This window comes from Thalassotalea psychrophila (assembly GCF_031583595.1).
Classification (GTDB): domain Bacteria; phylum Pseudomonadota; class Gammaproteobacteria; order Enterobacterales; family Alteromonadaceae; genus Thalassotalea_A; species Thalassotalea_A psychrophila.
Genome location: NZ_CP134145.1, coordinates 2,610,112 through 2,636,147, shown reverse-complemented (window position 1 = coordinate 2,636,147; position 26,036 = coordinate 2,610,112). Strand labels below are relative to the sequence as shown.

Annotated in this window: 24 protein-coding genes and 1 riboswitch; of the genes, 8 read left to right on the top strand and 16 right to left on the bottom strand. The window is 37.7% G+C overall.

Going from position 1 to position 26,036, the window contains the following annotated elements; genetic code table 11:
* Positions 1-211 precede the first annotated feature (211 nt).
* Together RGQ13_RS10750 and RGQ13_RS10745 are read left to right on the top strand one after the other, a co-directional pair.
* A complete protein-coding gene (locus RGQ13_RS10750) occupies positions 212-694 on the top strand; it encodes a low molecular weight protein-tyrosine-phosphatase (protein WP_348389750.1) in 483 nt (160 codons plus the stop codon).
* Position 695: 1 nt separating this feature from the next.
* Entirely contained in the window at positions 696-1,043 is a 348-nt protein-coding gene (locus tag RGQ13_RS10745) for a hypothetical protein (RefSeq protein ID WP_348389749.1), read from the top strand.
* 26 nt (positions 1,044-1,069) lie between these two features.
* Here RGQ13_RS10745 and RGQ13_RS10740 read toward each other — a convergent pair whose 3' ends face one another.
* The 8 genes from RGQ13_RS10740 to ppsR form a co-directional block, all read right to left on the bottom strand.
* Entirely contained in the window at positions 1,070-1,819 is a 750-nt protein-coding gene (locus RGQ13_RS10740; RefSeq protein WP_348389748.1) for a HesA/MoeB/ThiF family protein, read from the bottom strand.
* Between the two features lies 1 nt (position 1,820).
* Complete coding sequence (thiE, locus tag RGQ13_RS10735; RefSeq protein ID WP_348389747.1) at positions 1,821-3,356, bottom strand: thiamine phosphate synthase; 1,536 nt, start codon at positions 3,354-3,356, stop codon at positions 1,821-1,823.
* A gap of 1 nt (position 3,357) precedes the next feature.
* Positions 3,358-4,161, bottom strand: coding sequence for a thiazole synthase (locus RGQ13_RS10730; protein WP_348389746.1), 804 nt, complete (start codon positions 4,159-4,161; stop codon positions 3,358-3,360).
* Positions 4,162-4,164: 3 nt separating this feature from the next.
* Positions 4,165-4,383 (bottom strand): sulfur carrier protein ThiS, encoded by a 219-nt coding sequence (gene thiS, locus RGQ13_RS10725; protein WP_348389745.1) that lies wholly within the window; start codon positions 4,381-4,383, stop codon positions 4,165-4,167.
* Positions 4,367-5,530, bottom strand: a complete 1,164-nt coding sequence (gene thiO / locus RGQ13_RS10720) for a glycine oxidase ThiO (RefSeq protein WP_348389744.1) — start codon at positions 5,528-5,530, stop codon at positions 4,367-4,369. Before thiO ends, thiS begins: the two co-directional genes overlap by 17 nt.
* 11 nt (positions 5,531-5,541) lie before the next feature.
* Positions 5,542-7,485, bottom strand: coding sequence for a phosphomethylpyrimidine synthase ThiC (gene thiC, locus RGQ13_RS10715; RefSeq protein ID WP_348389743.1), 1,944 nt, complete (start codon positions 7,483-7,485; stop codon positions 5,542-5,544).
* A 129-nt stretch (positions 7,486-7,614) separates the two neighbouring features.
* Positions 7,615-7,729, bottom strand: a riboswitch (TPP riboswitch).
* Between the two features lie 169 nt (positions 7,730-7,898).
* A complete protein-coding gene (locus RGQ13_RS10710) occupies positions 7,899-8,945 on the bottom strand; it encodes a 3-deoxy-7-phosphoheptulonate synthase (RefSeq protein WP_348389742.1) in 1,047 nt (348 codons plus the stop codon).
* Between the two features lie 312 nt (positions 8,946-9,257).
* Positions 9,258-10,067: a posphoenolpyruvate synthetase regulatory kinase/phosphorylase PpsR gene (gene ppsR / locus RGQ13_RS10705; RefSeq protein WP_348389741.1), complete on the bottom strand. Its 810-nt coding sequence runs from the start codon at positions 10,065-10,067 to the stop codon at positions 9,258-9,260.
* Positions 10,068-10,214: 147 nt separating this feature from the next.
* On the opposite strand from ppsR, the gene ppsA reads away from it, so the two are divergent.
* From ppsA to ydiJ, 5 genes are all read left to right on the top strand, one after another.
* Positions 10,215-12,587 (top strand): phosphoenolpyruvate synthase, encoded by a 2,373-nt coding sequence (ppsA, locus tag RGQ13_RS10700; protein ID WP_348389740.1) that lies wholly within the window; start codon positions 10,215-10,217, stop codon positions 12,585-12,587.
* Positions 12,588-12,811: 224 nt separating this feature from the next.
* Positions 12,812-13,399: a DJ-1/PfpI family protein gene (locus RGQ13_RS10695; protein ID WP_348389739.1), complete on the top strand. Its 588-nt coding sequence runs from the start codon at positions 12,812-12,814 to the stop codon at positions 13,397-13,399.
* Positions 13,400-13,426: 27 nt separating this feature from the next.
* Positions 13,427-14,215 (top strand): PhzF family phenazine biosynthesis protein, encoded by a 789-nt coding sequence (locus RGQ13_RS10690; RefSeq protein WP_348389738.1) that lies wholly within the window; start codon positions 13,427-13,429, stop codon positions 14,213-14,215.
* A gap of 49 nt (positions 14,216-14,264) precedes the next feature.
* Positions 14,265-14,693, top strand: a complete 429-nt coding sequence (locus RGQ13_RS10685) for a DUF3224 domain-containing protein (protein WP_348389737.1) — start codon at positions 14,265-14,267, stop codon at positions 14,691-14,693.
* A 94-nt stretch (positions 14,694-14,787) separates the two neighbouring features.
* Positions 14,788-17,838 (top strand): D-2-hydroxyglutarate dehydrogenase YdiJ, encoded by a 3,051-nt coding sequence (ydiJ, locus tag RGQ13_RS10680; protein WP_348389736.1) that lies wholly within the window; start codon positions 14,788-14,790, stop codon positions 17,836-17,838.
* An 82-nt stretch (positions 17,839-17,920) separates the two neighbouring features.
* Here ydiJ and RGQ13_RS10675 read toward each other — a convergent pair whose 3' ends face one another.
* Positions 17,921-18,964: a Leu/Phe/Val dehydrogenase gene (locus RGQ13_RS10675; protein WP_348389735.1), complete on the bottom strand. Its 1,044-nt coding sequence runs from the start codon at positions 18,962-18,964 to the stop codon at positions 17,921-17,923.
* Positions 18,965-19,203: 239 nt separating this feature from the next.
* Here RGQ13_RS10675 and RGQ13_RS10670 point away from each other — a divergent pair, with 239 nt between their 5' ends.
* Positions 19,204-19,614 (top strand): DUF4826 family protein, encoded by a 411-nt coding sequence (locus RGQ13_RS10670; protein WP_348389734.1) that lies wholly within the window; start codon positions 19,204-19,206, stop codon positions 19,612-19,614.
* 19 nt (positions 19,615-19,633) lie between these two features.
* On the opposite strand, the gene RGQ13_RS10665 is transcribed toward RGQ13_RS10670, so the two are convergent.
* The 7 genes from RGQ13_RS10665 to RGQ13_RS10635 all read right to left on the bottom strand — a co-directional run bounded on the left by RGQ13_RS10665 (position 19,634) and on the right by RGQ13_RS10635 (position 25,902).
* Positions 19,634-20,095, bottom strand: a complete 462-nt coding sequence (locus RGQ13_RS10665; protein ID WP_348389733.1) for a GNAT family N-acetyltransferase — start codon at positions 20,093-20,095, stop codon at positions 19,634-19,636.
* Between the two features lie 78 nt (positions 20,096-20,173).
* The gene (locus tag RGQ13_RS10660) at positions 20,174-21,322 is read right to left on the bottom strand and encodes a cupin domain-containing protein (RefSeq protein WP_348389732.1); all 1,149 of its coding nucleotides are present in this window, start codon (positions 21,320-21,322) and stop codon (positions 20,174-20,176) included.
* A 114-nt stretch (positions 21,323-21,436) separates the two neighbouring features.
* Positions 21,437-22,804, bottom strand: a complete 1,368-nt coding sequence (gene purB, locus RGQ13_RS10655) for an adenylosuccinate lyase (RefSeq protein ID WP_348389731.1) — start codon at positions 22,802-22,804, stop codon at positions 21,437-21,439.
* 22 nt (positions 22,805-22,826) lie between these two features.
* Positions 22,827-23,447 (bottom strand): high frequency lysogenization protein HflD, encoded by a 621-nt coding sequence (hflD, locus tag RGQ13_RS10650; RefSeq protein WP_348389730.1) that lies wholly within the window; start codon positions 23,445-23,447, stop codon positions 22,827-22,829.
* A gap of 31 nt (positions 23,448-23,478) precedes the next feature.
* Positions 23,479-24,615, bottom strand: coding sequence for a tRNA 2-thiouridine(34) synthase MnmA (mnmA, locus tag RGQ13_RS10645; protein WP_348389729.1), 1,137 nt, complete (start codon positions 24,613-24,615; stop codon positions 23,479-23,481).
* Between the two features lie 122 nt (positions 24,616-24,737).
* Entirely contained in the window at positions 24,738-25,193 is a 456-nt protein-coding gene (locus RGQ13_RS10640) for an NUDIX hydrolase (protein ID WP_348389728.1), read from the bottom strand.
* A 25-nt stretch (positions 25,194-25,218) separates the two neighbouring features.
* Positions 25,219-25,902 (bottom strand): pseudouridine synthase, encoded by a 684-nt coding sequence (locus RGQ13_RS10635; protein WP_405054137.1) that lies wholly within the window; start codon positions 25,900-25,902, stop codon positions 25,219-25,221.
* Between the last annotated feature and the right edge of the window lie 134 nt (positions 25,903-26,036).

Below are 26,036 nucleotides of genomic sequence, written 5' to 3'. Positions count from 1 at the left end.
ACGTTGCGAGGTGTTTTGGTTACATTTTTCCAGTTTAATAGTCAGATAGAGACATCTTAGGACGAGCTGTTATTAAAATAAATGTTGGCTGAGTAACAACGTCATTGATTAAGATAGGTGAGAGTTATTTTGCAGTAACAGTTTATGGTGGGCACAAAAGGCGGTTATACTTAATTTTAATACCATTTTTATATGATACATAGAGGAAACTATGCAAAATATTAAGATAGAAAGCGTATTGTTTGTCTGTATGGGCAATATATGTCGTTCGCCTTCTGCAGAAGCAGTGTTTCGCCATAAAGCAAAAGAGCAGGGTGTTGATGTAGAAATTGATTCTGCCGGTACTATTGGTTACCACGTTGGCCATAAACCTGATTCCCGATCACAAAAAACCGGAGAGGTACGCGGTTATGACTTTAGTGGACTATTCGCTCGTAAAGTTGTAGTTGAAGATTTTGATAAATACTCACTAGTGCTTGCCATGGATAATGAAAACTTTGGTAATTTGGTGGATCTAGCACCAGAGGAACACCATCATAAAATTAAATTATTTTTAGACTATGGTGAAAAATTTAGCGAAACAGAAGTGCCTGATCCTTATTATGGTGGTAGTGGTGGCTTTGAGCTAGTGCTGGATTTAATTGAAGATGCCAGTGATGGACTGCTTCAATGTATCCAAGATGAAAGAGTATAAAATGCACAAGCACATATTGATTTCGGCTTTGTTACTGCTATCTTCGGTTGGCAACAGTACAGAGAGTGATGAATTGTATCAAGGTATCTTCACTTGGGGCCCTGAGGTACATAGTTTTAAGACGTGTGTTGATAATGCTGACTATTGGATACTTGTTAATCCTGAAGTATTAAAGTTGAAGGAGTTTTATCATGCTAACCAACAACAGCCTTATCAAGGGCTATATATAGAATTTAAAGGTGAAGAGCAGCCAAAAAGCCAACAGGGATTTGCTGCTGACTATTCCAGTCAAATCACCATAAATGAAGTGCTTAGCTATACCTTTGAACTGCCGCCAATATGTAAATAACCCTGATATTGTAATAATGTTTGCTGTTAATTAATTACGCTACACGTTTTACACTCTACCTGCTTGTGGACAGTAAATTGTCGAAAGCTGAAATCCCATAAATTAACACTGGTTAATTGCCCCGCAGTAACATTCATACCAATCAATATTTTTATTGCTTGACTGGCTTGCATGCTGCCGATCACTCCTAGAAGAGGGCTAAGTACACCGGAGGTTGAACAGTTTACAGAACTTTGCAATTTACCGGGAAATACACATTTATAACAAGGTGAATCAGGGGTTGAAAAGTCAAAGAAAATTAACTGGCCTTCGCCGTCAATGGCGCTTGCAGAAAGTACTGGTACTTTCGCTTTTAAACAGCACTCATTAATAAATTGGCGCGCGGTAAAATTATCAGTGCAATCCAGTACTAGCTCGTAAGGGTTAAACTGCTCTTCACTAAAAGTGAGTATCGAGCGATTAATAGCAATAACTTCAATCATAGGATTTGACCCAGATAATTGATTTTGCGCCACTTCAACTTTGTTTTTATTAAGGTGATTTGTTTTGAACAATATTTGCCGCTGTAAATTACTTAATTCAATTTTGTCATGATCGACCAGAGTTATTTTACCTACACCACTTGCTGCAAGATATTGACTAGCCGCACAACCAAGGCCGCCGACACCGACAATTAAAATGCTTGCCTGCTTTAACTTTAATTGCCCTTGCTCGCCTATGTTTTGTGTTAATAAATGGCGACTGTAACGCTGGTTTTCTTTGTTGTTTAACGCCATTTTAGTTCGCCTTTAACGCAAGATTAAAGCTTTTAACGACGTGTTCAGGAGCATCTGCTTCGGTGATGGCAGTAACAACGGCGATACTTTTGACTCCGGTAGCAAGAACAGACTCTACGTTGTCTAAGGTTATACCGCCAATGGCGGTAAGAGGTATTTCGCCGACCAGTTGATTGATTTGTTGTAGTGCCGTAAGCCCTTGGATTTGGCCGGTCATATCTTTGGTTTTGGTAGTAAATATTGCGCCAACAGCAAGGTATGATGGTGCCATTTGCTTAACCTTTAATAATTCGTAATGGCCGTGTGTACTTATACCTAGTCGAATATTAGCGTTTTTAATTGCCGTAAGGTTTGCGTGTCCAATATCTTCTTGGCCAAGGTGTACACCATAAGCGCCTAATTCAATTGCAAGTTGCCAATGATCATTTATAAATACTTGTGCATTATATTTCTTGCCTATGCTGATAGCTGTTTTTATTTCTGCTTTCAATTCATTGTCGGTTAAGTGTTTAACCCTGAGTTGTATGGTTTTTACACCTGATTTTAACAAACGTTCAATCCAAACAGTTGAGTCTACTACTGGATATAAACCAAGTGGAGTGTGCTCACAATTGTTGAAACCAGAGATGTAACTATTTGCGCTGTCTTGTTGCCAATCTATTGCCTGGGCTAGAGGAGAATCATTTACAAGTACTTGCGGAAAATCAGACAAAGTTGTAGGAAAGTTGCCTTGATGAATAGCACCATGACAACCGGGCTGATCTTTTGAAACAGCTAAACCCTGGTTAATGTACGCTTTGCTAAGTATAAATGCATCTCTGATGTGATAGCCGTGCGCGATAAAGGTCGCCATTGCAGATGCAAACGTACATCCACTACCATGGCTGTTTTGTGTTTCAACTCGAGGGCTTGCCAGCCAATAGCTATGCTGTTCTAAGTTATCAGCACTCAGGCAGTGATCAACACAATGCTCTAAATCGACATCAACATGACCGCCTTTAATAATCACGTTGTTAATACCTGAGTTGATAAACTGTTTGGCAATACTATGAACGCTATCCCAGCCAATAATATATTCTTTGCTTATATGCTGGGCTTCACCTGCATTTGGGGTAATTAAATCAACTAAAGGAAATAATTCAGCCTTAACGGTTGGTAAAATATCTTCGTCGGTCAATGCGTCACCATTAGAGGCAATGGCCACAGGGTCATAAACGACGAATGGAGTTTGTTCGGACCCGTTTTTTAGGACTTTTAACCAGGTTACTACTAATTTGACTTGGCCAATATTGGCCAACATGCCAATTTTTATCGCTTTTGGTGTAGATGATTTAATCAGTGCATTAAATTGCGAGGTTAAAATGTCTTCACTTACCGGGTTAATGGCGATAACACCATTACTGTTTTGAGCTGTAGTTGCCGTAACAATGGTACATGGGTTAGCGCCTAAATTATGCATAGTTTTAACATCAGCTTGAATACCTGCGCCGGCAGTGCAGTCAGAGCCGGCAATGCTCCAAATAGTTGGATAAGTCATCTTAATTACTTCCTGGTTGATGCCAAAATGGTTGATCTAATGTTGGCGTACTAGGGTGGGCTGTTTGTCGCTCAGCCATAACACCAGCAAGGTAGCCTTGTTCGCCTGAGATCAGAGCGTTAGCAAAGGCTTTTGCCATTAATACCGGGTTATCAGCAAGGGCAACGGCACTATTTAATAATACACCATCATAGCCCATTTCCATAGCTATGCATGCATCTGAAGGCTTACCAATTCCCGCATCTAAAATGAGCGTTGCATCGGGTAAACGAAGTCGAATAGTTTCTAAATTATACGGGTTCATTAAGCCTTTTCCGGTACCAATTGGTGAAGCCCATGGCATGATAACCTGACACCCTAAATCGTATAACCTTTGGCACAACACTAAATCATCGGTGCAATAGGGCAATACCTTAAAACCGTCGGCAAGTAGTTGTTCGGTTGCGCTTAATAATTCCAATGGATCGGGCTGCAAATTATAGTCATCACCAATAACTTCAAGCTTTATCCAATCAGTATTAAATAATTCACGGCTCATTTTTGCTAAGGTAACGGCTTCTTTAGTGGTTTTACAACCTGCAGTATTTGGCAATAAAAAACCGTTTGTTTGCTTAACAATATCTTGGATGTATTGCCAATTTTTTGCGCCACTGAGTTCGCTTGGGTTTTGCCTTTTAAGTGACAAAGTCACCACTTGTGAGCCACTGGCTAATATAGCTTGCTTCATTATTTCAGGAGAGGGATAAAGAGCGCTGCCAATTAATAATCTACTGTTAAGTTGTTGACCGTATATCGTTAACGACATTTGTCACCCTCCTTGGATCGGAAATAACACATCGATGCTATCGCCGTCATTTAACTTGGTTTGAGCATAATCATCTTTGCTAATAAAATTTCCGTTTAAAGCAACGGCAAAGCTTAAATCCAACGATTTGTTTTGACTATCCATATATTGGTTTATGGCTTGCTCAAGGGTATTCCCATTTTTGGTCAGAGGGAATGATTGACCATTAATGTATAATTTCATTATCACTTCTTATTGGTAATAGCTGTTGAAATTTACAGCTCTGTGCCGTGTTATGTTTAGTATCGTACCTTTGAGCTACAGCCTGCATTACTTGCTCCAACACGACTGGCGCAATTAAAAAACCATGACGATATAGGCCATTAACCTGTATTAATCGTTTAGATACGCTTATTTGTGGTTTGTTATCACTAAATGCCGGTCGCAACTGAGTAACATGCTGACGGATATTAGCTTCAGCAAAACCAGGATGTACACTGTATGCTGCGCTCAACAATTCAAGTGACGAACGTACGGTCATCGCTGAACAGTCATCGCTTTCAATTTCAGTTGCGCCAACAACATAAAAGCCTTTGGTTTTAGGGGCAATATAGAGTTGGTAACGAGGGTGCATTAAGCGAATAGGGCGTTGTAACTTTACTTCTGGAGCAAACAACTGGAACAATTCACCACGAACACCGCGTAAATCTTGCAGAGGAAATGCATCGTTGTGGCTGGTATTTAGCCGTGCACCACTACCACGACAATCTATAATAAGATTGCAATCAAGCGTTTGATGTTTGTCAGCGGATTTATAACCGAGTGTACAAATGGTACTTTCATCAGATATTGAAGTGACATCGGCATGTTCAATCCATGAAACATTCAATTTTTCTAGTTGTTGCTGCAAGGCAACAAGTAACTTTCGATTTCCAATTTGTCCTTCTTCTGGTAAATAAATACCTTGCTTGAAACTGCGGCCCAGCTCCGGCTCTAACTGCAATAACTGCTGTCGGTTTAACGTTTGCAACGGATGCTGAGGATAGTGTGTTTGTAAGAAACGAGCAAAACGTTGGTAATCACCAATGTCTTGCTCGTGACTTACGATGATACTACCGGTTTGTTGAAAGTAGGTATAACCATCTAACTTGGCTAATAACTTCGGCCAAAGTTGCAATGATTCAAAGCCCATTTCAACAATACTGGCATCACTGTGCATTGCTTCGCCTAATGGTGTTAGCAAACCCGCAGCAGCGTAAGCTGCACTTTGTTGGCCCAATTTATTATCTTTATCTAATAATGTTACTTGATAGCCTTGTTCAGTAAGCGTTAAAGCCGTTAAACGACCAAGTAAACCAGCACCAATAATTGCGATATGTTTGCTACTCACGACATTTGGCCTTATTTAACTTGGTGATAAATTTCACTACCGGTGCTTTTAAATTCAACCGATTTTTCAGCCATGCCTTGTTCAAGTTCAGCTTTATTAAAGGTGACTGTTTCATCAAGCATTTTAATGGTGATTAGCTCATTCCGTTCAAGCTTTGCTGCATAGTCACGAACATCTTGGCTAATTTTCATCGAGCAGAATTTTGGCCCGCACATAGAGCAAAAATGGGCGACTTTACCAGATTCTTGCGGCAAGGTTTCATCGTGATATTCTCGAGCTCTGTCTGGATCTAAACCCAAATTAAACTGGTCTACCCATCTAAATTCAAACCGAGCTTTTGACAATGCATTGTCACGAATTTGGGCGCCGGGGTGACCTTTAGCTAAATCACCAGCATGGGCGGCAATTTTATAAGTAATTAAGCCTTCTTTAACATCTTCTTTATTAGGTAAACCTAAATGCTCTTTTGGCGTAACATAACAAAGCATTGCACAGCCATACCAACCAATATTGGCTGCACCTATGCCAGAGGTTATGTGATCATATCCCGGAGCAATATCAGTCGTTAGAGGGCCTAGCGTATAAAATGGCGCTTCGCCGCAATGCTCAATTTGTTCTTCCATATTGGTTTTGATCATATGCAGAGGTACATGACCAGGGCCTTCGATGATCACTTGTACATCATGTTGCCAAGCAATTTTAGTCAACTCGCCTAACGTGCGTAATTCACTAAACTGAGCTTCATCATTGGCATCTTGAATTGAGCCAGGACGTAAACCGTCACCTAAAGAGAAAGACACATCATAACGCTTACATATCTCACAAATTTCTTCAAAATGGGTATACAAAAAATTCTCTTGATGATGAGCCAAACACCATTTAGCCATAATCGAGCCGCCACGAGACACAATGCCAGTTAAGCGCTTAGCCGTCATTGGCACATATCGTAATAAAACCCCAGCGTGTATCGTGAAATAATCAACACCTTGCTCTGCTTGTTCAATAAGGGTGTCGCGAAATACTTCCCAAGTTAAGTCTTCGGCAATACCGTTTACTTTTTCTAACGCTTGGTAAATAGGCACGGTACCAATAGGGACAGGGGAGTTACGAATGATCCATTCGCGGGTTTCATGGATGTAACGCCCCGTAGATAAGTCCATTACTGTGTCTGCCCCCCATTTGGTTGACCAAACAAGTTTTTCTACTTCTTCTTCAATAGATGAAGAAACCGCTGAATTACCAATATTAGCATTAACTTTAATTAAAAAATTACGGCCAATGATCATTGGCTCTGCTTCAGGGTGATTAATGTTGGCTGGAATAATAGCACGACCCCTGGCAACTTCTTCGCGAACAAACTCAGCAGTGATTTGTTCGGGTATTTGTGCGCCAAACCCCTGACCTTTATGTTGCTGTAGCAATACTTCATCGGAAAGTGAAGCTAGTTTTAAGTTTTCTCGTATAGCAATGTATTCCATTTCCGGGGTTATAATACCTTTGCGTGCATAATGCATCTGGGTAACGTTTTTGCCTGTTTTAGCTCGTTTTACTTTAGGTAAACTCTCAAACCTGATGTGGTCTAGGCCTTCGTCAGACAGGCGCTGCTGACTATAACCAGATGAAGCATTGGATAGCTCTTCGGTATCATTACGTTGATTTATCCAAGCTGCTCGTAATTTTGGCAAACCTTTATGCACATCAATACTGATATCTGGGTCTGTAAAAGGTCCTGACGTATCATAAACAGGGATACTTTCATTAGGCTCCAGAATTGGATTTTCTTCACTGCCTCCAACAAAGGTGTCTGCCACGGCTATCTCGCGCATGCCAACTTTAATTGGATGAATATCACCGTTGATGTATATCTTTTTGCTGTTGGGAAATGAAAGTTTATTTAAATCAGATAAAAACAGCTCAGCCGATTGACGGCGTTCACGACGAGTAGGTTTGTTCATTTAAAAAGCCTTTTGTATAAATATTAGTTATTACCAAGTCACGATAATTATTGGAATTGGTATTACAAAAGACGGAGTGTAGAAAGGTAAGAATGTAGAGATAGAATAGACATTTTAGGGTGAATTCTATATTTCGCTCCCCTTGTTTCCTTCGCAGGTGTTAACCTGAACAGGTTCTACGGATCCCGCAAATGCGATCTCAGCTAAATAACCAGTGGTTACTTTGGCACTCCGACAAGAAGTTTGATTATAACGATTCGTTCTAAAAAATAAAGGGGCAGCTGGTATTTTGTTATAATATTTATTAACGTTGTTATAAATGATTTATATATCAAATGAATGTAGGCATTTTAAGAGCGTACATTTGTTGATCCCCTGAGTGTTATCAACAAATGCAGTTTGACTTATGTTAGTTACCGAGTTTGAATGGCTTGTTGCAATATATTAAGTATTTGTTCGCTTTGCTCTAAGTTAACGCAAGCATCGGTAATACTTTGGCCATACACAAGTTCCTGCTCAGCAATGACTTTTTGGTTGCCTTCTACTAAGAAGCTTTCAATCATCACACCAAATACCCCAGTAGAACCAGCTTTAATTTGTTCAGCTAAATCTAGGGCAACATTTACTTGTTTACGGTGATCTTTATCACTATTACCGTGACTACAATCAATCATAATACTAGGTGTTAGGTTTGCGTCATTAAGCTTTCCACAAGCACTGTTTACATCATCTAAAGAGTAATTTGGAACTTTGCCACCACGTAATATTATATGGGCAAATGGATTACCTGTAGTGCGATAAATACACATTTGTCCAGTTTTATCCGGAGAATATAAAACGTGTGGCACACTAGATGCCTGAATAGCATCAATAGCAATTTTTACGTTACCATCAGTACCATTTTTAAAACCAACTGGACAAGAAAGTGCTGACGCTAATTCGCGATGAACTTGTGATTCGGTAGTACGAGCTCCTATAGCACCCCAGCTAATTAGATCCGAGATATATTGACCCGTAACCATATCTAAAAATTCAGTGGCAGTAGGTAAGCCAATATCATTAATTTGCATTAATAAATTACGTGCTAGGTGCAAGCCTTTCTCTACATTGAACGATTTATCTAAGTCAGGATCACTTATCAAACCTTTCCAGCCAACCGTAGTACGAGGTTTTTCAAAATAGACACGCATAACAATGTATAAATCATCTATATATTGTTCATGTAAAACTTTAAGTTTTTCAGCATAGTCTAAAGCTGCGCTAGTATCGTGTATTGAACATGGACCAATTATAACTAATAAACGCTTATCTTTACCGCTGATAATGTTTTCAATGGTGTTTCTTGAATCGATTATGTGTTGGGCGTTTTTATCAGACAAGGGTATATCACGAGCAAGTTGTGCAGGTGATACTAAATGGTCGATTAGTGAGGTACGAAACTCATCAGTTCTAATAGTCATGTAAAGTCTTTTTTATAATGCTTAAACTGGCGCTAATATAGGTAAAAACGGCTCCTAAGGGAACCGTTTTTTTATTCATGGACGAATTATATTCAAAAATACCATGGATGGTTAAAATTTTTGTTTTATTCATGGACGAATTATATGCAAAAATGCCATGGATGGCTAAATTTTTGTTTTATTCATGGACGAATTATATTCAAAAATACCATGGATGGTTAAAATTTTTGTTTTATTCATGGATGAATTATAAGCAAAATTTTCCATGGCAGGTATAAATTTTGTTTATTTTATGATCTTTAACAAGATATTTTAGTATTTATATCGTTGTAAACCCGTTTCTGACAAAATTTTCGCAGATATTTCTTCTACTGACAAAGTTGTAGTGTTTAAAAACGGGATTCTTTCTTTTTTATAAAGCTTTTCAACTTCTCTTATTTCCATACGACATTGTCTGGCCGAAGAGTACTTTGAATTAGCCATACGTTCATCACGAATTTCATGTAATCGATCGGGTTTAATCGTTAAACCAAATATTTTGTTTTTATGTTTCTTCAAAAATGGAGGAAGGTTCAATTCATCCATGTCATCGTCAGTAAATGGATAATTAGCTGCTTTAACGCCATATTGTAATGCTAAATATAACGAGGTAGGGGTTTTACCTGAGCGTGATACGCCTACTAGAATTACATCGGCGTGTTCGTAGTCTGTAACTTTACTGCCATCATCATTAGCTAAGGCAAAATTAACGGCGTCAATTCTAAAATCATAACTGTTCTCATGTATTGAGTGAGTGCGATGTGCTTTTGGTTTAGCTTGAACTCCAAGCTGTGCTTCTACTGGGGCAATAAAGTGCTCTAAAAAGTTGTAAATAATCCCATCACAACTGTCAATCACTTCTCTCGTTTCTGGTATTACAAACGTATGAAAAACAAACGGTTTTTCGCCTGTTCTTTTATAAGTTAGATTGATTTGTTTCTTTACTTCTTCAGCCTTTTCTATAGTTTCAACAAAAGGGATAGTGATGTGCTCGAATTCAAGCGGGAAAAGTGACAGTAAAGCATGTCCAAAAACCTCGGAAGTTATTGCTGTACCGTCGGAAATGTAAAAAGCTGCGCGCATTATGTAACCTAATATAAAAACTTACAAAGTGGTTTTAGTTTAGCCTTATGCAGTGTAGAATGTCGACGATTTTTGCAGGTTATTATATTAATAAATTTGTATAATGACCGTTTATTACAATTTGATTATTCTTGTTAGGAGAAACACGTGCAAGAGAATGTACTTTGGTATCAAGATCTAGGTATGGGTGATGTAGAACGCGTTGGCGGTAAAAATGCATCCCTTGGTGAAATGATAAGTAACCTTTCAAACGTAGGGGTTCAAGTACCGGGTGGTTTTGCAACAACTGCCTTTGCATTTAACGAATTTCTAGAGCAATCTGGCGTTAACGACAAAATTTATGCTGAATTAGATGTTCTTGATGTTGATGACATTCAAGCTTTAACTGATTCTGGCGCGAAAATCCGTCAATGGATTATCGATACACCTTTCCTTCCTGCTATGCAAAAAGACATTGAGCAAGCCTATGCACAATTAGCAGGTGAGTTCTCTGCGGAAGCATCATTTGCTGTTCGCTCTTCTGCAACGGCCGAAGATATGCCTGATGCATCGTTTGCAGGACAACAAGAAACGTTCTTAAATGTTCGTGGCTTAGACGCTGTAATGGTAGCTATTAAACACGTATTTGCTTCATTATTTAATGACCGTGCTATTTCTTACCGTGTACATTCTGGTTATGACCACCGTGGTGTTGCTTTATCTGCTGGTATTCAACGCATGGTTCGCTCTGATATAGCATCATCTGGTGTTATGTTTACCATTGATACTGAATCTGGTTTTGAAGATGTAGTATTTATCACTTCAAGCTTCGGTTTAGGTGAAATGGTTGTTCAAGGAGCTGTGAATCCTGATGAATTTTACGTTCATAAACCAACATTAGCTAATAACAAACCTGCTGTTGTTCGTCGTAATATCGGCTCAAAAGCTATAAAAATGATTTATGCCGATAACCAAGAACATGGCAAGCAAGTTGATATCGTAGATATTGAAGAAGCGCAATCAAACACGTTCTCAATTAATGATGCAGAAGTTGAAGAATTAGCAAAACAAGCAGTAATCATTGAAAAACATTACGGTCGTGCAATGGATATCGAATGGGCCAAAGATGGTTTAGACGGTAAACTTTACATAGTACAAGCACGCCCAGAAACTGTACGTAGCCGTGAAAGCGCTAACGTTTTAGAGCAATTCCAGTTACAAGACAAATCTAAAGTTGTTTGTGAAGGACGTGCTATAGGCCAAAAAATCGGTAAAGGTAAAGTTGTAGTTCTTGATTCGATTGACGAGATGGATAAAGTTCAAGTTGGCGACGTTTTAGTTACTGATATGACTGACCCTGATTGGGAACCTATCATGAAACGTGCATCTGCGATTGTTACTAACCGTGGTGGCCGAACTTGTCATGCCGCAATCATTGCTCGCGAGATGGGTATTCCAGCTGTTGTTGGTTGTGGCGACGCAACAAGTAAAATTGCTAATGGTAGTGAAGTAACGGTCTCTTGTGCAGAAGGCGATACAGGTTTCATCTATGATGGACAATTAGAGTATTCTGTTACCACCTCTGAAATTGATAACATGCCAGATATTCCATTAAAAGTGATGATGAATGTTGGTAACCCAGACCGAGCGTTCTCATTTGCTCGCTTACCTCATGCTGGTATTGGTCTAGCCCGAGTTGAGTTTGTTATTAACAAAATGATCGGTGTACATCCAAAAGCATTATTAAACTATGCTAACGAATCTGCTGATTTACGCGCAGAAATTGATGACATTATTGCCGGTTATGAATCACCTAAAGAGTTCTACATCGCTAAGCTTACAGAAGGTATTTCAACTCTTGCTTGTGCATTTTCGCCTGAAAAAGTAATTGTTCGTATGTCTGATTTTAAATCAAACGAATACGCCAATCTAGTTGGTGGTGATATTTACGAGCCAGAAGAAGAAAACCCAATGATAGGTTACCGTGGTGCCTCTCGTTATATTTCTGAAAACTTCCGTGAATGTTTCGCAATGGAATGTGATGCTATTAAACGTGTTCGTAATGACATGGGTATGACTAACGTTGAAATCATGATCCCATTTGTTCGTACTCTTGAAGAAGCTGAACAAGTAATCGAAATTTTAGCTGAGAATGATTTAGTTCGAGGTGAAAACGGTTTAAGAATAATTATGATGTGTGAATTACCATCAAATGCATTATTAGCTGACCAATTCCTAGATCATTTTGATGGTTTCTCTATTGGTTCAAATGATTTAACCCAATTAACTCTTGGTTTAGACCGTGACTCTGGTTTAATCGCGCATTTATTTGATGAGCGTAATCCAGCCATTAAAGCATTACTTTCTATGGCGATTAAAGCCTGTAAAGCGCGCGGTAAATACGTAGGTATTTGTGGTCAAGGTCCTTCAGATCATAAAGACTTTGCTGCATGGTTAGTAGAACAAGGTATTGATAGTGTGTCACTTAACCCTGACTCAGTATTAGATACTTGGTTATACCTTGCAGAACAAAACAAATAAGCATTATAAATGTTTGAAAATAAAGCCGGCTTAATAGCCGGCTTTTTTTTGCACACGGAAGTGCTTATCCTCCCGGGCCATGGATGGCGCAAAGGGAGGGCATGGCCAATATTAAACAATTTGGTGGTGTGAACTTATTCTCGTGTTAATTGTTTAAATTCCTCTTTACTTAAGCCAATCATACAAGTTAATTTATAACTATCTAAAATTATAAGAATTTTTTTATGATCAATGTTGCCATCTATATTTACGATAATGCTGAAGTATTAGACTTTTCTGGGCCGTTTGAAGTATTTACCACTGCGGCAAGAATTGCTGGTGATGTCGTGCCATTTAATACCTTCTTAGTATCTGAACGTAACAAACAAGTGAAAGCCAGAGCAGGTTATACCGTGCAGGCTAATTACACATTCGATGACCACCCCAATATTGATGTACTTATTATTGTCGGCGGTATGCATGATGCTGAAATGGATAAACCAAATGTTATTCAATGGATAAAGCAACAATCAGCTACATCATGTTTAACCGCCTCGGTGTGTACAGGAGCATTTTTACTCGCCAAAGCAGGGGTTTTAAGTAAGATGCAAGTTACTACTCATTGGCAAGACATGAATGATTTACGGGCACAATTCCCTTGTTTAGATGTTGTAGAAGATGTGCGCTGGGTAGATTGCGGTGAAATAGTTACTTCGGGCGGTATATCTGCCGGTATAGATATGAGCATCCATTTAGTCAGTAAATTACATTCAGTTGAATTGGCAGAGAAAACAGCCAAACAAATGGAATTTAGCTGGACTCAAAATCCTTAATATAAACCGTTGGGTACGCCAATATTCATGAAACTAAATATTCAATTTATTAACGCCTTCACCGATACTTTATTTAAAGGTAACTCTGCAGCCGTAATATTGTTAGAACAATGGCTTACAGATGATTTAATGCAATCTATTGCTACTGAAAATATGCTTTCTGAAACTGCATTTTTAATCAAGTTACCAGACGGTCGCTTTCATATACGTTGGTTTTCGCCTTTAACTGAAATAGACTTTTGTGGACATGCATCATTAGCAAGTGCATTTGTATTGTTCGCTAAAGATGAAAATATTAGCCAATTGACATTTTATGCGGGTGCGATTGGAGATTTTAATATTGAAATGAAAGATGAATTCATTACGATGAATTTCCCTTCAATGATGCCAGAACCAGTTTCTCATATTCCTTCTGAATTATTAGATGGTTTATCGATAACCCCTCAACAGGTCCTTAAAAATAATCAGGCTTATTTTGCAGTGTACGATAACGAAGAAGATGTGATCTGTGTTGTACAAAACGCTGTCAAAATAAAACAATTAGCACCTTATGATGTTGTAGTTACCAGCCCTGCAAATGACTATGATTTTGTTTCAAGGTACTTTTGGCCAGCCAATGGCGGAGATGAAGACCCAGTAACAGGTTCTATCCATGCAGGTCTTGCCCCTTATTGGTCATCTAGGTTACGCGTTACCTCGCTAATGGCGCTACAGGCCTCAAGTAGAGGTGGTTTGATAAAATGTGATGTTTTACCTGATCGAGTATTAGTAAGTGGTAAGGCCGTTCAGTATTTAAACGGTTTCATTGAGGTTTAATCAAGTTCAATGCCTTTATTTTGTATTATTTAGGATGATAAGTGAGTAAATGATGAGTAAAACTTTAACCGGAACTTTTCAAATAACCCAATGGGATGAAGAGCCTCATATCGTTTTTGATGAAGGCGGTAAACAATCTTATGCGCAAATAAAACAAACATATAGTGGCCACATTACAGGTGATTCATCGATCAAATATTTGATGAATTATAAAACTGAAACATCAGCTTGCTTTGTTGGTTATGAAGTTATGAATGTAGACATTGACGGTAAAAAAGGCCGCATAATATTAAAGCATGATGGCCTATTTGAACAAGGCGTAGCCAGCAGCAAATTTAAAATCATTAGTAAAAATTCTACAGGTGATTTAAAAAGTATCAATGGTGGCGGTACCTTTGTTTCGACCGAGAATGGTCAGGCCAATTATACATTTGAAATAGGTTATGACAAAAATTCAGTGAAAGTTATCGGTATATAGCGTTTTTCTATAGGATGTAAGCAGAAAGCATTTGTTTTAGTAACAAATATTTAGCATCATAGGGCTCTCTACATTCCTAGTTCAATAGAGCACTATGTTACCTCGTTTAGACTTTACAGATGTTATTGCACCCATATATCAGCAATATATTAAAGCCCTGAAAAAATCCAATTTTTCAGGTGATATATCTTGCCACTATAGTTCACGTCTTGCCGTTGCTACAGACAACAGTATTTATCAGCAACTCCCACAAGCTGTTTTGCACCCTAAAACAGTTGAAGATATTAAACTTATTACTCAAATTTCCAATTTAGAGAAATTTAATGAGATAAAATTTAGTGCAAGAGGCGGTGGTACCGGTACCAACGGACAATCGTTAACTCCTGGTATTGTTGTTGATTTATCTAAACACATGCGCAAGATAATTAACGTTAATGTCGAGCAGCGCTGGGTAAAAGTACAAGCAGGGGTGGTAAAAGACCAACTCAATGAATATTTAAAACCACTTGGCTATTTCTTCTCTCCAGATTTATCAACCAGTAACAGAGCCACTATTGGCGGTATGATCAATACTGATGCTTCTGGGCAAGGCTCGTTGGTATACGGTAAAACGTCTGATCATGTCTTAGGTTTAAGGTGCATATTGGCCAGTGGTGAAGAGTTCAGCACTAAAGCTCAAACCATTGCAGAAACAGAAACACTTATTGCACAAGAAAACCCAATTGCAAAGCTATATGAGACAGCTTTTTCTAGTTGTTCTGAAAACCGTGACAAGATCATTGCTAAGTTTCCCCGTTTAAATCGTTTCTTAACCGGCTATGACCTTGAAAATGTTTTTAATGAGGATTTATCTGAATTTGATTTAGGTCGGTTAATAACAGGCTCTGAGGGCTCTTTAGCTATTGTTGCTGAGGCAACATTAAATATTACACCAATACCGAAAGCCAGAGCATTGGTAAATATCAAATACAACAACTTCGAATCAGCATTAAGACATGCCCCGGCTTTACTCGCCGCAAAAGCTTTATCAGTTGAGACTATTGACAGCAAAGTTTTAAATTTAGCCAAACAAGATGTAGTTTGGCATACGGTAAAAGATTTAATCACCGACGTAGACAACAAAGTAATGGACGGTTTAAATATCGTTGAATTTACAGGCTTAGAGCAAAGTGAAGTTGAACAAAAGATTGAATCATTATCTGCCAACTTAAATCAAAATATTGAACTACAGCAACTTGGTGTCATTGGCTTTCAAACGACTTATGATTTAGCCAGTATTAATAAATTGTACGGTATGCGTAAAAAAGCAGTAGGTTTACTCGGTAATGCAAAAAGCCATGCAAAGCCTTTAGCATTTGCTGAAGATACTGCTGTTCCTCCTGAAAACTTAGCCGATTTTATTTTAGAGTTTAGAGCTCTTTTAGATAGCTACAACCTTGATTATGGTATGTTTGGCCATATTGATGCCGGTGTACTTCATGTTAGACCTGCGCTTGATATGTGCGACCCGGAGCAAGAAATTATTCTTCGTAAAATATCAGATCAAGTTGTAGCGTTAACCGCGAAATATGGTGGTTTGATGTGGGGAGAACATGGCAAAGGCTATCGTAGTGAATATGCTCCGCAATTTTTCGGTGATGAATTATTTACTGAATTAAGACGCATTAAGACGGCTTTCGATCCACTTAATAAAATGAACCCTGGTAAAATCTGTACTCCCCTAGATAATACAGAACAACTTGTCAGTGTTGATGCTAAAAAGCGTGGCGCATTCGATCGCGAAATTCCAATCAAAATTAGAGAAGCATTACCGTCAGTGATGAACTGCAACGGCAATGGTTTATGCTTTAATTTTGATAGCAAAAGTCCTATGTGTCCATCGAGCAAAATTACTGGTGATAGAAGGCATTCACCAAAAGGTCGAGCCGGCTTAATGCGTGAATGGTTGCGTTTGCTTGCAGATAAAGGTGTTGATTTTAAACAGCTACAAAGAGAATCTACGCAAGTGTCAGTAAAGTCTATGGCATTAAAAACCTTTAATACCATTAAAAGTAAAGTGGGCAGCTACGACTATTCGCATGAAGTCATGGAAGCGATGAGTGGTTGTTTAGCTTGTAAAGCGTGTGCCAGTCAATGCCCAGTGAAAGTTGATGTACCAGATTTTAAAGCGCAATTTGCCCAAGTTTATTACTCAAGATATTTAAGACCTGTTAAAGATCATTTTGTTGGTCAAATAGAAAACCTAGCGCCATTAATGGCAAAACTGCCATCAGTGGTTAATTTCTCTATAAATAATGGTTTATTCAAGTCTTTTAGTAAGCATGTTTTAGGGTATGTTGATACGCCCTTGTTGTCAGTGCCAACGTTAAAAACAGAAATTAAAGATGAAAATTTTGAATCGTTTAATTTAGCAAGCTTACAAGGTTTATCGCTAGAGCAAAGATCGAAATATGTGATCGTGGTGCAAGACCCATTTACTTCATTTTATGAAGCATCGCTTATAAGCGATATGATGAAACTTATTGCCAAGCTAGGCTTTAAGCCAGTGTTATTGCCATTTTTACCAAATGGTAAGCCACAACATGTAAAAGGTTTTTTATCTCAATTTGCTAAAACTGCAACAACTGCAAGTGAACTGCTAAATGAAATACATCAATTAAACATTCCTATGTTGGGGTTAGATGCATCGTTAGTACTATGTTATAGAGATGAATATAAACAAATATTGGCAGATAAACGCGGCGATTTTGAAGTGATGCTGAGTCATGAATGGTTGAAACAAGTTATTGCCAACGAAGTGCCTAAAGAACCTAAGTATTTACCAATATACCAACTGTTTAGTCATTGTACTGAAAAAACAGCATTACCTAGCGCTGAAGGCGATTGGCAGCAGATATTTGAATATTTTGGTTTGAAACTAGACGCGGTTAGCGTTGGTTGTTGTGGTATGGCGGGTACTTACGGCCATGAAAAACAAAATCAAGAAAATTCTAAGGGTTTATACGAGCTAAGTTGGCAACAACCGATTGATACTGGCGATACATCGTATCAATTAGCTACGGGGTTTTCATGTCGAAGTCAGGTGAAAAGGTTAGGGCAAAAACAGTTGAAGCATCCTATCCAAGCGTTATTAATGCACCTATAAAAAACTAGGGTCAGAGTCAGGTTATTTTTAAATAACCTGACTCTGACCCTAGTTTTTGACTCCTCGTTTATTTGCTAACCGGTTATTTATGACCGTTAGCGATAATATCTCTAGCCATTTGATCGGCTACAACTCCAGTAGGTAAATCTTCCTGCGCTGCTTTTTCAAATACTTGCATTAACGTATTATAAATATTTTCAACCAAGCTCGTTGCTGTTTTTGCGCAATATTCAGTTTCATATATTTCTAAGGCAACGTTAATAATACCACCAGCATTAATTACATAGTCTGGTGTGTATAAAATACCAAGATCTTTTAGCACTTGATCATGACGCGCTTCAGCAAGTTGATTATTGGCACAACCGGCAATAATAATGGCTTTTAATTGTTTGATTGATTCATCATTAATACTAGAGCCTAAAGCACATGGTGCATAAACATCAACATCTTGACTATAGATGTCATCTAAACCAACTACCGTTGCATTTAACTCTTTAGCTGCTTTATCAAGTGTTTCCTGATTAATATCAGTTACAATTAATTCTGCACCTTCAGCTTTAAGTTGCTCACATAAAGAGTAACCTACGCTACCTAAGCCTTGAACAGCAACTCTAACACCTGACAACGTGTCTTTGCCAAGCTTGAATTTTACAGCCGCTTTGATGCCTAATAGAGTGCCATAAGCGGTAAATGGACCTGGATTGCCACTTTTACCCTCAAGACCAGAAACAAATGGAGTTTCTTGATGTGCTATTGCCATATCCGCAGTTGTAATGTTCACATCTTCAGCGGTGTAGTATCGACCGTTCAAATTATTTACCGCTCGGCCAAATGCTTTTAATAGCTCTTCAGATTTAAGTTTCTTAGGGTTACCGATAATAACGGCTTTACCACCACCAAGTTTTAAACCTGCCATAGCATTTTTATAAGTCATACCTTTAGATAAACGTAAAACGTCTTTCAGTGCATCTGCATCGTTTGAATAATCCCAAAAACGACAACCACCCGCTGCGGGGCCTAGGTTTGTATTATGTATTGCAATAATTGCTTTTAACCCTGATTGTTCGTCTGAACAATAGACAACTTGTTCGTGGTGATCAAAATCGACTAAATCAAAATAAGACACAGTTTTCTCCAAAATGTAACCCGTTGTTAATGTAATTATAACAACTAGTTTTGATGTGTTTTTTATGGACGCAACATAGCATTATAAGCAGGTTTAACGCTAGTATTTTATGAATAAATAGATTCACAAATTTGTTAAGAATTAGTTACAGTAAATAGATAATTGTATTCGTAATTTACACTTGTTATTAATGCTTTTTTCAGCGAGTATTGATTCAACCTATTTGGATGAGAAATAAAATGACAGAACAAGTTAATTTAACCCAAGAGCAACAATCTGCTTGGGTACGCGAACAATACCAAAAAGCAACTAAGTACCTTGCTGAAAAAGGTTTAGTCACAGAAAATGTAGCACCTAAAGAAAGTCGATATTTAGCACCTGTAGTAGCCGTTTGGAAACTTAATACATTGTCAGATGGTGCCGTTTGGGTGATTAGTGGTGATTTACCTTGTGATCATATACCAACAACTGTTGCAGATTCAGTAAGAGAAACATTACGTAATTTTTCGATGAAGTGGCAGTTACAGGCACAAAATATTGAAAACAACGGTTCAGATAAAACTCAATTAGATTTTGCAAAGTTATTAATTAGTAAAGCCGAAGGGTTGTATCAGTTATTTGAAAATGATGATTTATGGCCTGAAAAATAAATTATTGATTCAATAATCATTAATGGGACAAATAGAAACGTTTGAAGTTTATTTGTCCTAACGAACATACCATGCGCTGTCTTGGCAAGCCAGCTTCCATAAACACTGATCCTACTGCTTCAAACCCATGACGTGCAAAATATCCCACAGCATCTAATGAGCTATTAATGTAAACTTCGGAAAGGTGATTATTTCTGGCAATATTAAGCAGGGCATCAATAACTTCTTTACCTACTGGTGATTTGCGTTTTGATATAAGTACACAAATTCTAGAGATTTCACCTTGGTTGGTGATCCTTCCTGTTGCAATAGGCTCTTGCGTTCCTTGTTCAATAACTAAAACGTGATAAGCTTTTCTATCATGTCTGTCAAACTCTACGTTATAAGGTATACGTCTTTCACAAACAAAAACCTTTTCTCGAACTGACTTTAATTGTTGTTTTGCTTGTTTCCAATCGACAACATTTACTTGATATACCACAACAATTACACCTAAGCTGTTCTTAAAAATTAAGTGTTAATTACTTACATTAAGCACTTAACCTAAAAAGAATAAATTTTAGTCACACTCAAAACACCAGAGCCCCTTATTAATAACAGTAGTTAACAGATGTTGGTTTTTCAAACAATTTGTTGAACTTTCTAGTAAAACTTTCGTCAAAGGTTTTTTAGTAGCTAATAATTTAGCTAGCTCAATGGTATCAGTATCTACAGCAAAGCTTTCACCATTTATGAATAAGCTTTTGATTTCATGTTGATTAATTAATATACACTTCAAACCTAAAACCGGATAAAGCACTTCACCTTCGGCTAAAATTTCTTTTATCAATTCTATTGATAAAGTTTCGACAGGTACTAACAAATTCAGTGTGTGATGAACCGTTGTTAAGTATTTACCCAAAAAATCTTGTACTAAAGCTTCGTTTTTAAACGCAGTTGTCATTACAGTGTTTAAAAGTTCAAAATCTGTTTCATCCATTTCTTCTGGATTTTCTGAGACCTCTCGTTTACTGTCATCAAACCTTTGCTCAAATAAATGATTGTCTACCTGGTAATCGGCAAATGCTGAAATTAATTCCTGCGCACTCGGTGCCTGAAACCCTACTGAGTAATTAATTGAGTTATCAATAGAAACGCCATTGTGTGGATGGTTTGGTGGAATATAAAGTAAATCACCAGGTTCGGTAATTTCATCTATAACAGCATTAAACATCGATACTTGTTTTAAATCTTCGTGCGGAATAAGTTCAGCTAAAGAAGGATCTGGTTTACCTACTTGCCAACGTCTTTTACCTTCACCTTGAATGATAAATACATCGTATTGGTCTAGGTGCGGTCCAACTCCTCCTCCAGGCGTTGAAAAGCTAACCATTACATCATCTATACGCCAATTTGGAATGAATTTAAATGGTGTAATTAATGAATCAACATCAGCAGACCAGTGGTTTACCGCTTGTACTAACAAAGTCCAATTATCTTCACCAAATTCACTAAAGTCACCAAAGGGCCCATGTTTAACATCCCAATTAGTATTTTTATTACTAATGATCCTAGATTCAATAAAATCTTCCATAGCTAATCCTGCTAGTTCATTAGCATCTATTGCATCTTCAAAATTAGCGAATGCTCCTTTGATAATCAGCGGTTTTTTCTGCCAATATTCGGCTAAAAAAGTTTCTGGAGTTAAATCTTTAAAATCTATTTTCATTTTTGGCTCTTATAAATCATTAGATAGTTACAATCATTTTAGTGGAAAAACGTTTCTTCATGCAAAATAAAAGGCGCCTATGCGCCTTTTATTATAGAAAACTAAACTATGAGTTTAGATCTCGTTAACAAACTCTATAGCACGACCAATGTAACTAGCAGGAGTCATTGCTTTTAATTCATCTTTTGCACTTTCTGGCATTTCAAGAGTATCAATGAAAGCACGCATCGAATCAGCATTAACACGTTTACCACGAGTTAATTCTTTAAGTTTTTCGTAAGGCTTTTCAATACCGTAACGACGCATAACCGTTTGAATTGGTTCAGCTAAAACTTCCCAGTTTTTGTCTAATTCATCTAATAACGCTTGCTCGTTTACTTCTAATTTACTAATACCTTTTAACGTTGACTGGTATGAAATTAGTGAGTGTGCAAAACCAACACCTAAGTTACGAAGAACTGTTGAGTCAGTTAAGTCACGCTGCCAGCGAGATACTGGAAGTTTTTGCGCTAGGTGGTTTAAAATTGCGTTAGCAATGCCTAGGTTACCTTCAGAATTTTCGAAATCAATTGGGTTAACTTTGTGTGGCATCGTTGAAGAGCCAATTTCACCAGCGATGGTTTTTTGCTTAAAGTGACCTAAAGCAATATAACCCCATACATCACGATCAAAATCGATTAGTATCGTGTTGAATCGAGCTACAGCGTCAAATAATTCAGCAATGTAATCATGTGGCTCAATTTGAGTAGTGAACGCATTCCATGTAACACCTAAAGAGGTTACGAACGTTTCAGCGAACTCATGCCAGTTAACTTCTGGGTAAGCAGAGATGTGAGCGTTGTAATTACCAACAGCACCGTTAATTTTACCTAACATTTCAACGTTAGCAATTTGATCACGTTGACGCTTTAAACGCATATATACGTTAGCCATTTCTTTACCCATTGTACTTGGGCTAGCAGGTTGGCCGTGAGTACGACACATCATTGGCATTGATTGATATTCAAGCGCTAAGTTTTTAATTTCAGCTAAAATTTCATCCATAACTGGTAATAAAACAGCTTCACGACAATCAGTTAACATTAACGCGTGTGATAAATTATTGATATCTTCTGAAGTACAAGCAAAGTGAATGAACTCTGAAACAGCTTGAAGCTCTGGGTAAGCTGCCACTTTTTCTTTTAATAAGTATTCTACCGCTTTTACATCGTGGTTGGTTGTTGCTTCGATTGCTTTAACACGAGCAGCATCGGCTTCTGAAAATTCAGTTACAATAGCATCTAATACGGCATTAGCATCGCTTGAAAACGCAGGTACTTCAGCAATTTCTGCTGTAGCAGCTAATTTTTGTAACCAACGAACTTCTACAGTTACACGGTATTTGATCAGACCAAACTCACTAAAGATTGGACGTAAGGCTTTTACTTTGCTGCCATAACGACCATCTACTGGTGAAATTGCACTAATGCTTGAAAGTTCCATAAGTTTTCCTAAGTTTTATAATTTAAATTTGTTTAAGTAGTTGTTGTGCCGTGCTAACAAAAGTACCACGTTTAAATAATATCGTTCTGCGCTTACCGCCCATTTGTCGCCATAAAACAGTCGCTCGAATACCTGCAAGTAATAACGCTCGGATTCTATGCTGATTGCCAACTTGTTTTAAAATATTTGGATCACCGGCTATTTGAATTTTTGCACCTAAAGGGCTAATAACATCGGTATATATACTGGCAAATGAATTGCGCATATGTTCACTGTTCAAATCAAAGTGATCAAGTTGACGAGTACATTGATCAATACGGGAACCAAGTTCAGCCATAACTTTTGGCTTACTTTGTAAACGTCTTTCTAGATTTAACAGGCTAACAATGTATCGAGTAATTTCTGGATCTTTTTTCGGGTTTTTGTCACCCAATTGTGCAACTATCATCGTTAATCCATCTCTGATGTTAGCTAGCTTATCATCATAAACGTTTAAACAATTTACTGGGTTGGTGTTTACAATGCTGCTCATCATCACGTTGAATAATTCATCATCACAATGATTTTTGCGAGCAATACCTTGCACCATCATTGCTGTTTGGCAAATACCTGCAAAGGTTAATGTTTGATCTTTAATGCTCATAATGGCTTTTATTCTTTTCTATCTAGTATTATTATCTGATCAGGGTGTCGATAATACCGCCACCTAAACAAATTTCATTCTGATAAAAGACTACCGATTGTCCCGGAGTCACTGAGCTTTGCGCTTCATCAAAAACTACTTGATGATTATCATCGTCTAAGCGAGTAATTGTACAAACAACATCGTCTTGTCTATAACGAGTTTTTACCGTGCATTGCATAGATTGGTTAATCGATAAGTCTATTCGTGATACCCAATGTAATTGTGATGCTATTAAACCTTTGGAAAACAGGCGAGGGTGCTTATTTCCTTGACCCACGATTAAAACATTGCGCTGCATATCTTTATCTACTACATACCAAGGCTCTTCACCAGCGTTTTTTAAGCCACCAATGTGTAAACCTTTACGTTGGCCAAGGGTGTGATACATCAAGCCTTCGTGTTTACCAACTTCAACGCCTTCGGCAGTTTCAATTATACCAGGTTGCGCCGGTAAAAATTTCCCTAGAAAGTCTTTAAACTTTCGCTCGCCGATAAAACAAATACCGGTCGAGTCTTTCTTGTTGGCTGTTACCAAGCCTTCACGTTCAGCAATGGCTCTAACTTCTGGTTTCTCAATATGACCTACAGGAAATAGCGTTTGGCCGACTTGTTTATGGCTTAAGGTGTAAAGGAAATAACTTTGGTCTTTATTGCTGTCTAAGCCTCGTAACATTTCAAATTTACCATCAGAATCTTTGCGACGTTGCACGTAATGTCCTGTAGCAATATAGTCGGCACCTAAATCTTCACAGGCAAATTCAAGAAACGCTTTAAATTTGATTTCTTTATTACACATAATATCAGGGTTAGGTGTTCGACCAGCTTTGTACTCTTCTAGGAAGTATTCAAAGACATTATCCCAATATTCAGCAGCAAAGTTTATCGTGTGTAATTCAATTCCAAGCTTTTCACATACTTGTTGGGCATCTTTAAGATCATCAGCGGCAGCACAATATTCATCATCATCGTCTTCTTCCCAGTTTTTCATAAACAGGCCTTCAACCTGATAACCTTGTTCTAATAACAAGTAGGCCGAAACAGATGAATCAACACCGCCAGACATGCCGACGATAACTTTAATATCTTTATTTGCAGTGTTTTGTGCAATAGGGTGCTCAGTACTCAAAGACTTTAAATTCCAAGTAGGTGTAAAAATGGCGCAAATTGTAGCATGATTTATTAAATCTAACAGTAAATATTGTGTCTAATATATGCAATTATTGTTATTTGAATTAACCACTTTTAAACTCATGTTATATTTGTTTTCAAAATAGAAAGAGGGTAGTTATTTCCACTTAAGAAATCGTTCAAACATTCCATTACTAATGGGCTTCTTATTTGAACACCTTTAGTAAGTAACTCTTCTTTAGTTAACCAGATAGCTCGTAAAATATCATCATCTTGTGGTTGTGTTTCAACAAAATTATCAAGTTCAACGACAAAACAAAATCGAAGAAAATGTAGTTTGATATCGTCCCGATAATGGTAATAAATACCACTAATATAATCTGGTGCCACATCTAAACCGGTTTCTTCTAATACTTCTCGCTTAAAAGCCGATATTAAATTTTCCCCCGCTTCAACATGACCGGCTGGTTGATTGTAAACAATGTTTCCTTCATCGACTTCTTCTACAATCAAGAATTTATCTTGGTGGAAAATGATACCCGCAACGGTAGTGTTGGGTTTAAATTGCTCAGACATGTTTGCTCTTTCTTTTAAACTTGTATTATAAAATTAGATATTCACCAGGTTGTAAATCACCCAATGTATATTTACCTACAGAATAGCGTATTAATCTTAAGGTGGGGTGACCAATATGGGCAGTCATTCGACGTACCTGACGGTTTTTACCCTCACTTATACTTATTTCTAGCCAAGTTGTCGGTATGTTTTTACGTTCTCTTATCGGTGGAACTCGCAACCAAACGTTCGGTTCATTGATAATTTTAACCTTAGCGGGTTTAGTTAACCCATCTTTAAGTTCAACACCATTTATTAAAGAGTTAACTGCCTCCTGACTTGGAGCGCCTTCTACTTGCACCCAATAAACTTTACTTTTATTGTTTTTAGGGTTTGCTAGTTGATGCTGTAATTTACCATCATTCGTTAATACTAATAATCCTTCAGAGTCCTTATCCAATCTACCCGCTGCATATACATGAGGAACATCAATGAAATCTTTTAATGTTTTGCGTTTTTGGTCGTCTGTAAATTGGGTAAGAACATCGAAGGGCTTATTAAAAATAACAACTTTAGTAGGGCCTGTATCGGGTTTAACTTGGCTAGGTTTTTGTTTAAATGAGTTTGATTTTTTATATACGTTGGCGCCCAAGCCATCATGTTTTTTTGAGGCAAATTTGCTTTTGGTTTTTTGTTGGTTTCGGCTGTTTTTATTTTCTATAATAGACACTTACAAACTCTCATTAACAATGCATTAGTGTTTTGATAACTGGGTAGTCATATAATAAATACCAAGTATAAATAATATGAATGGTATATCCCCTTGTGACGGCTATTTTAATCAATTACATGCTGATATACTAC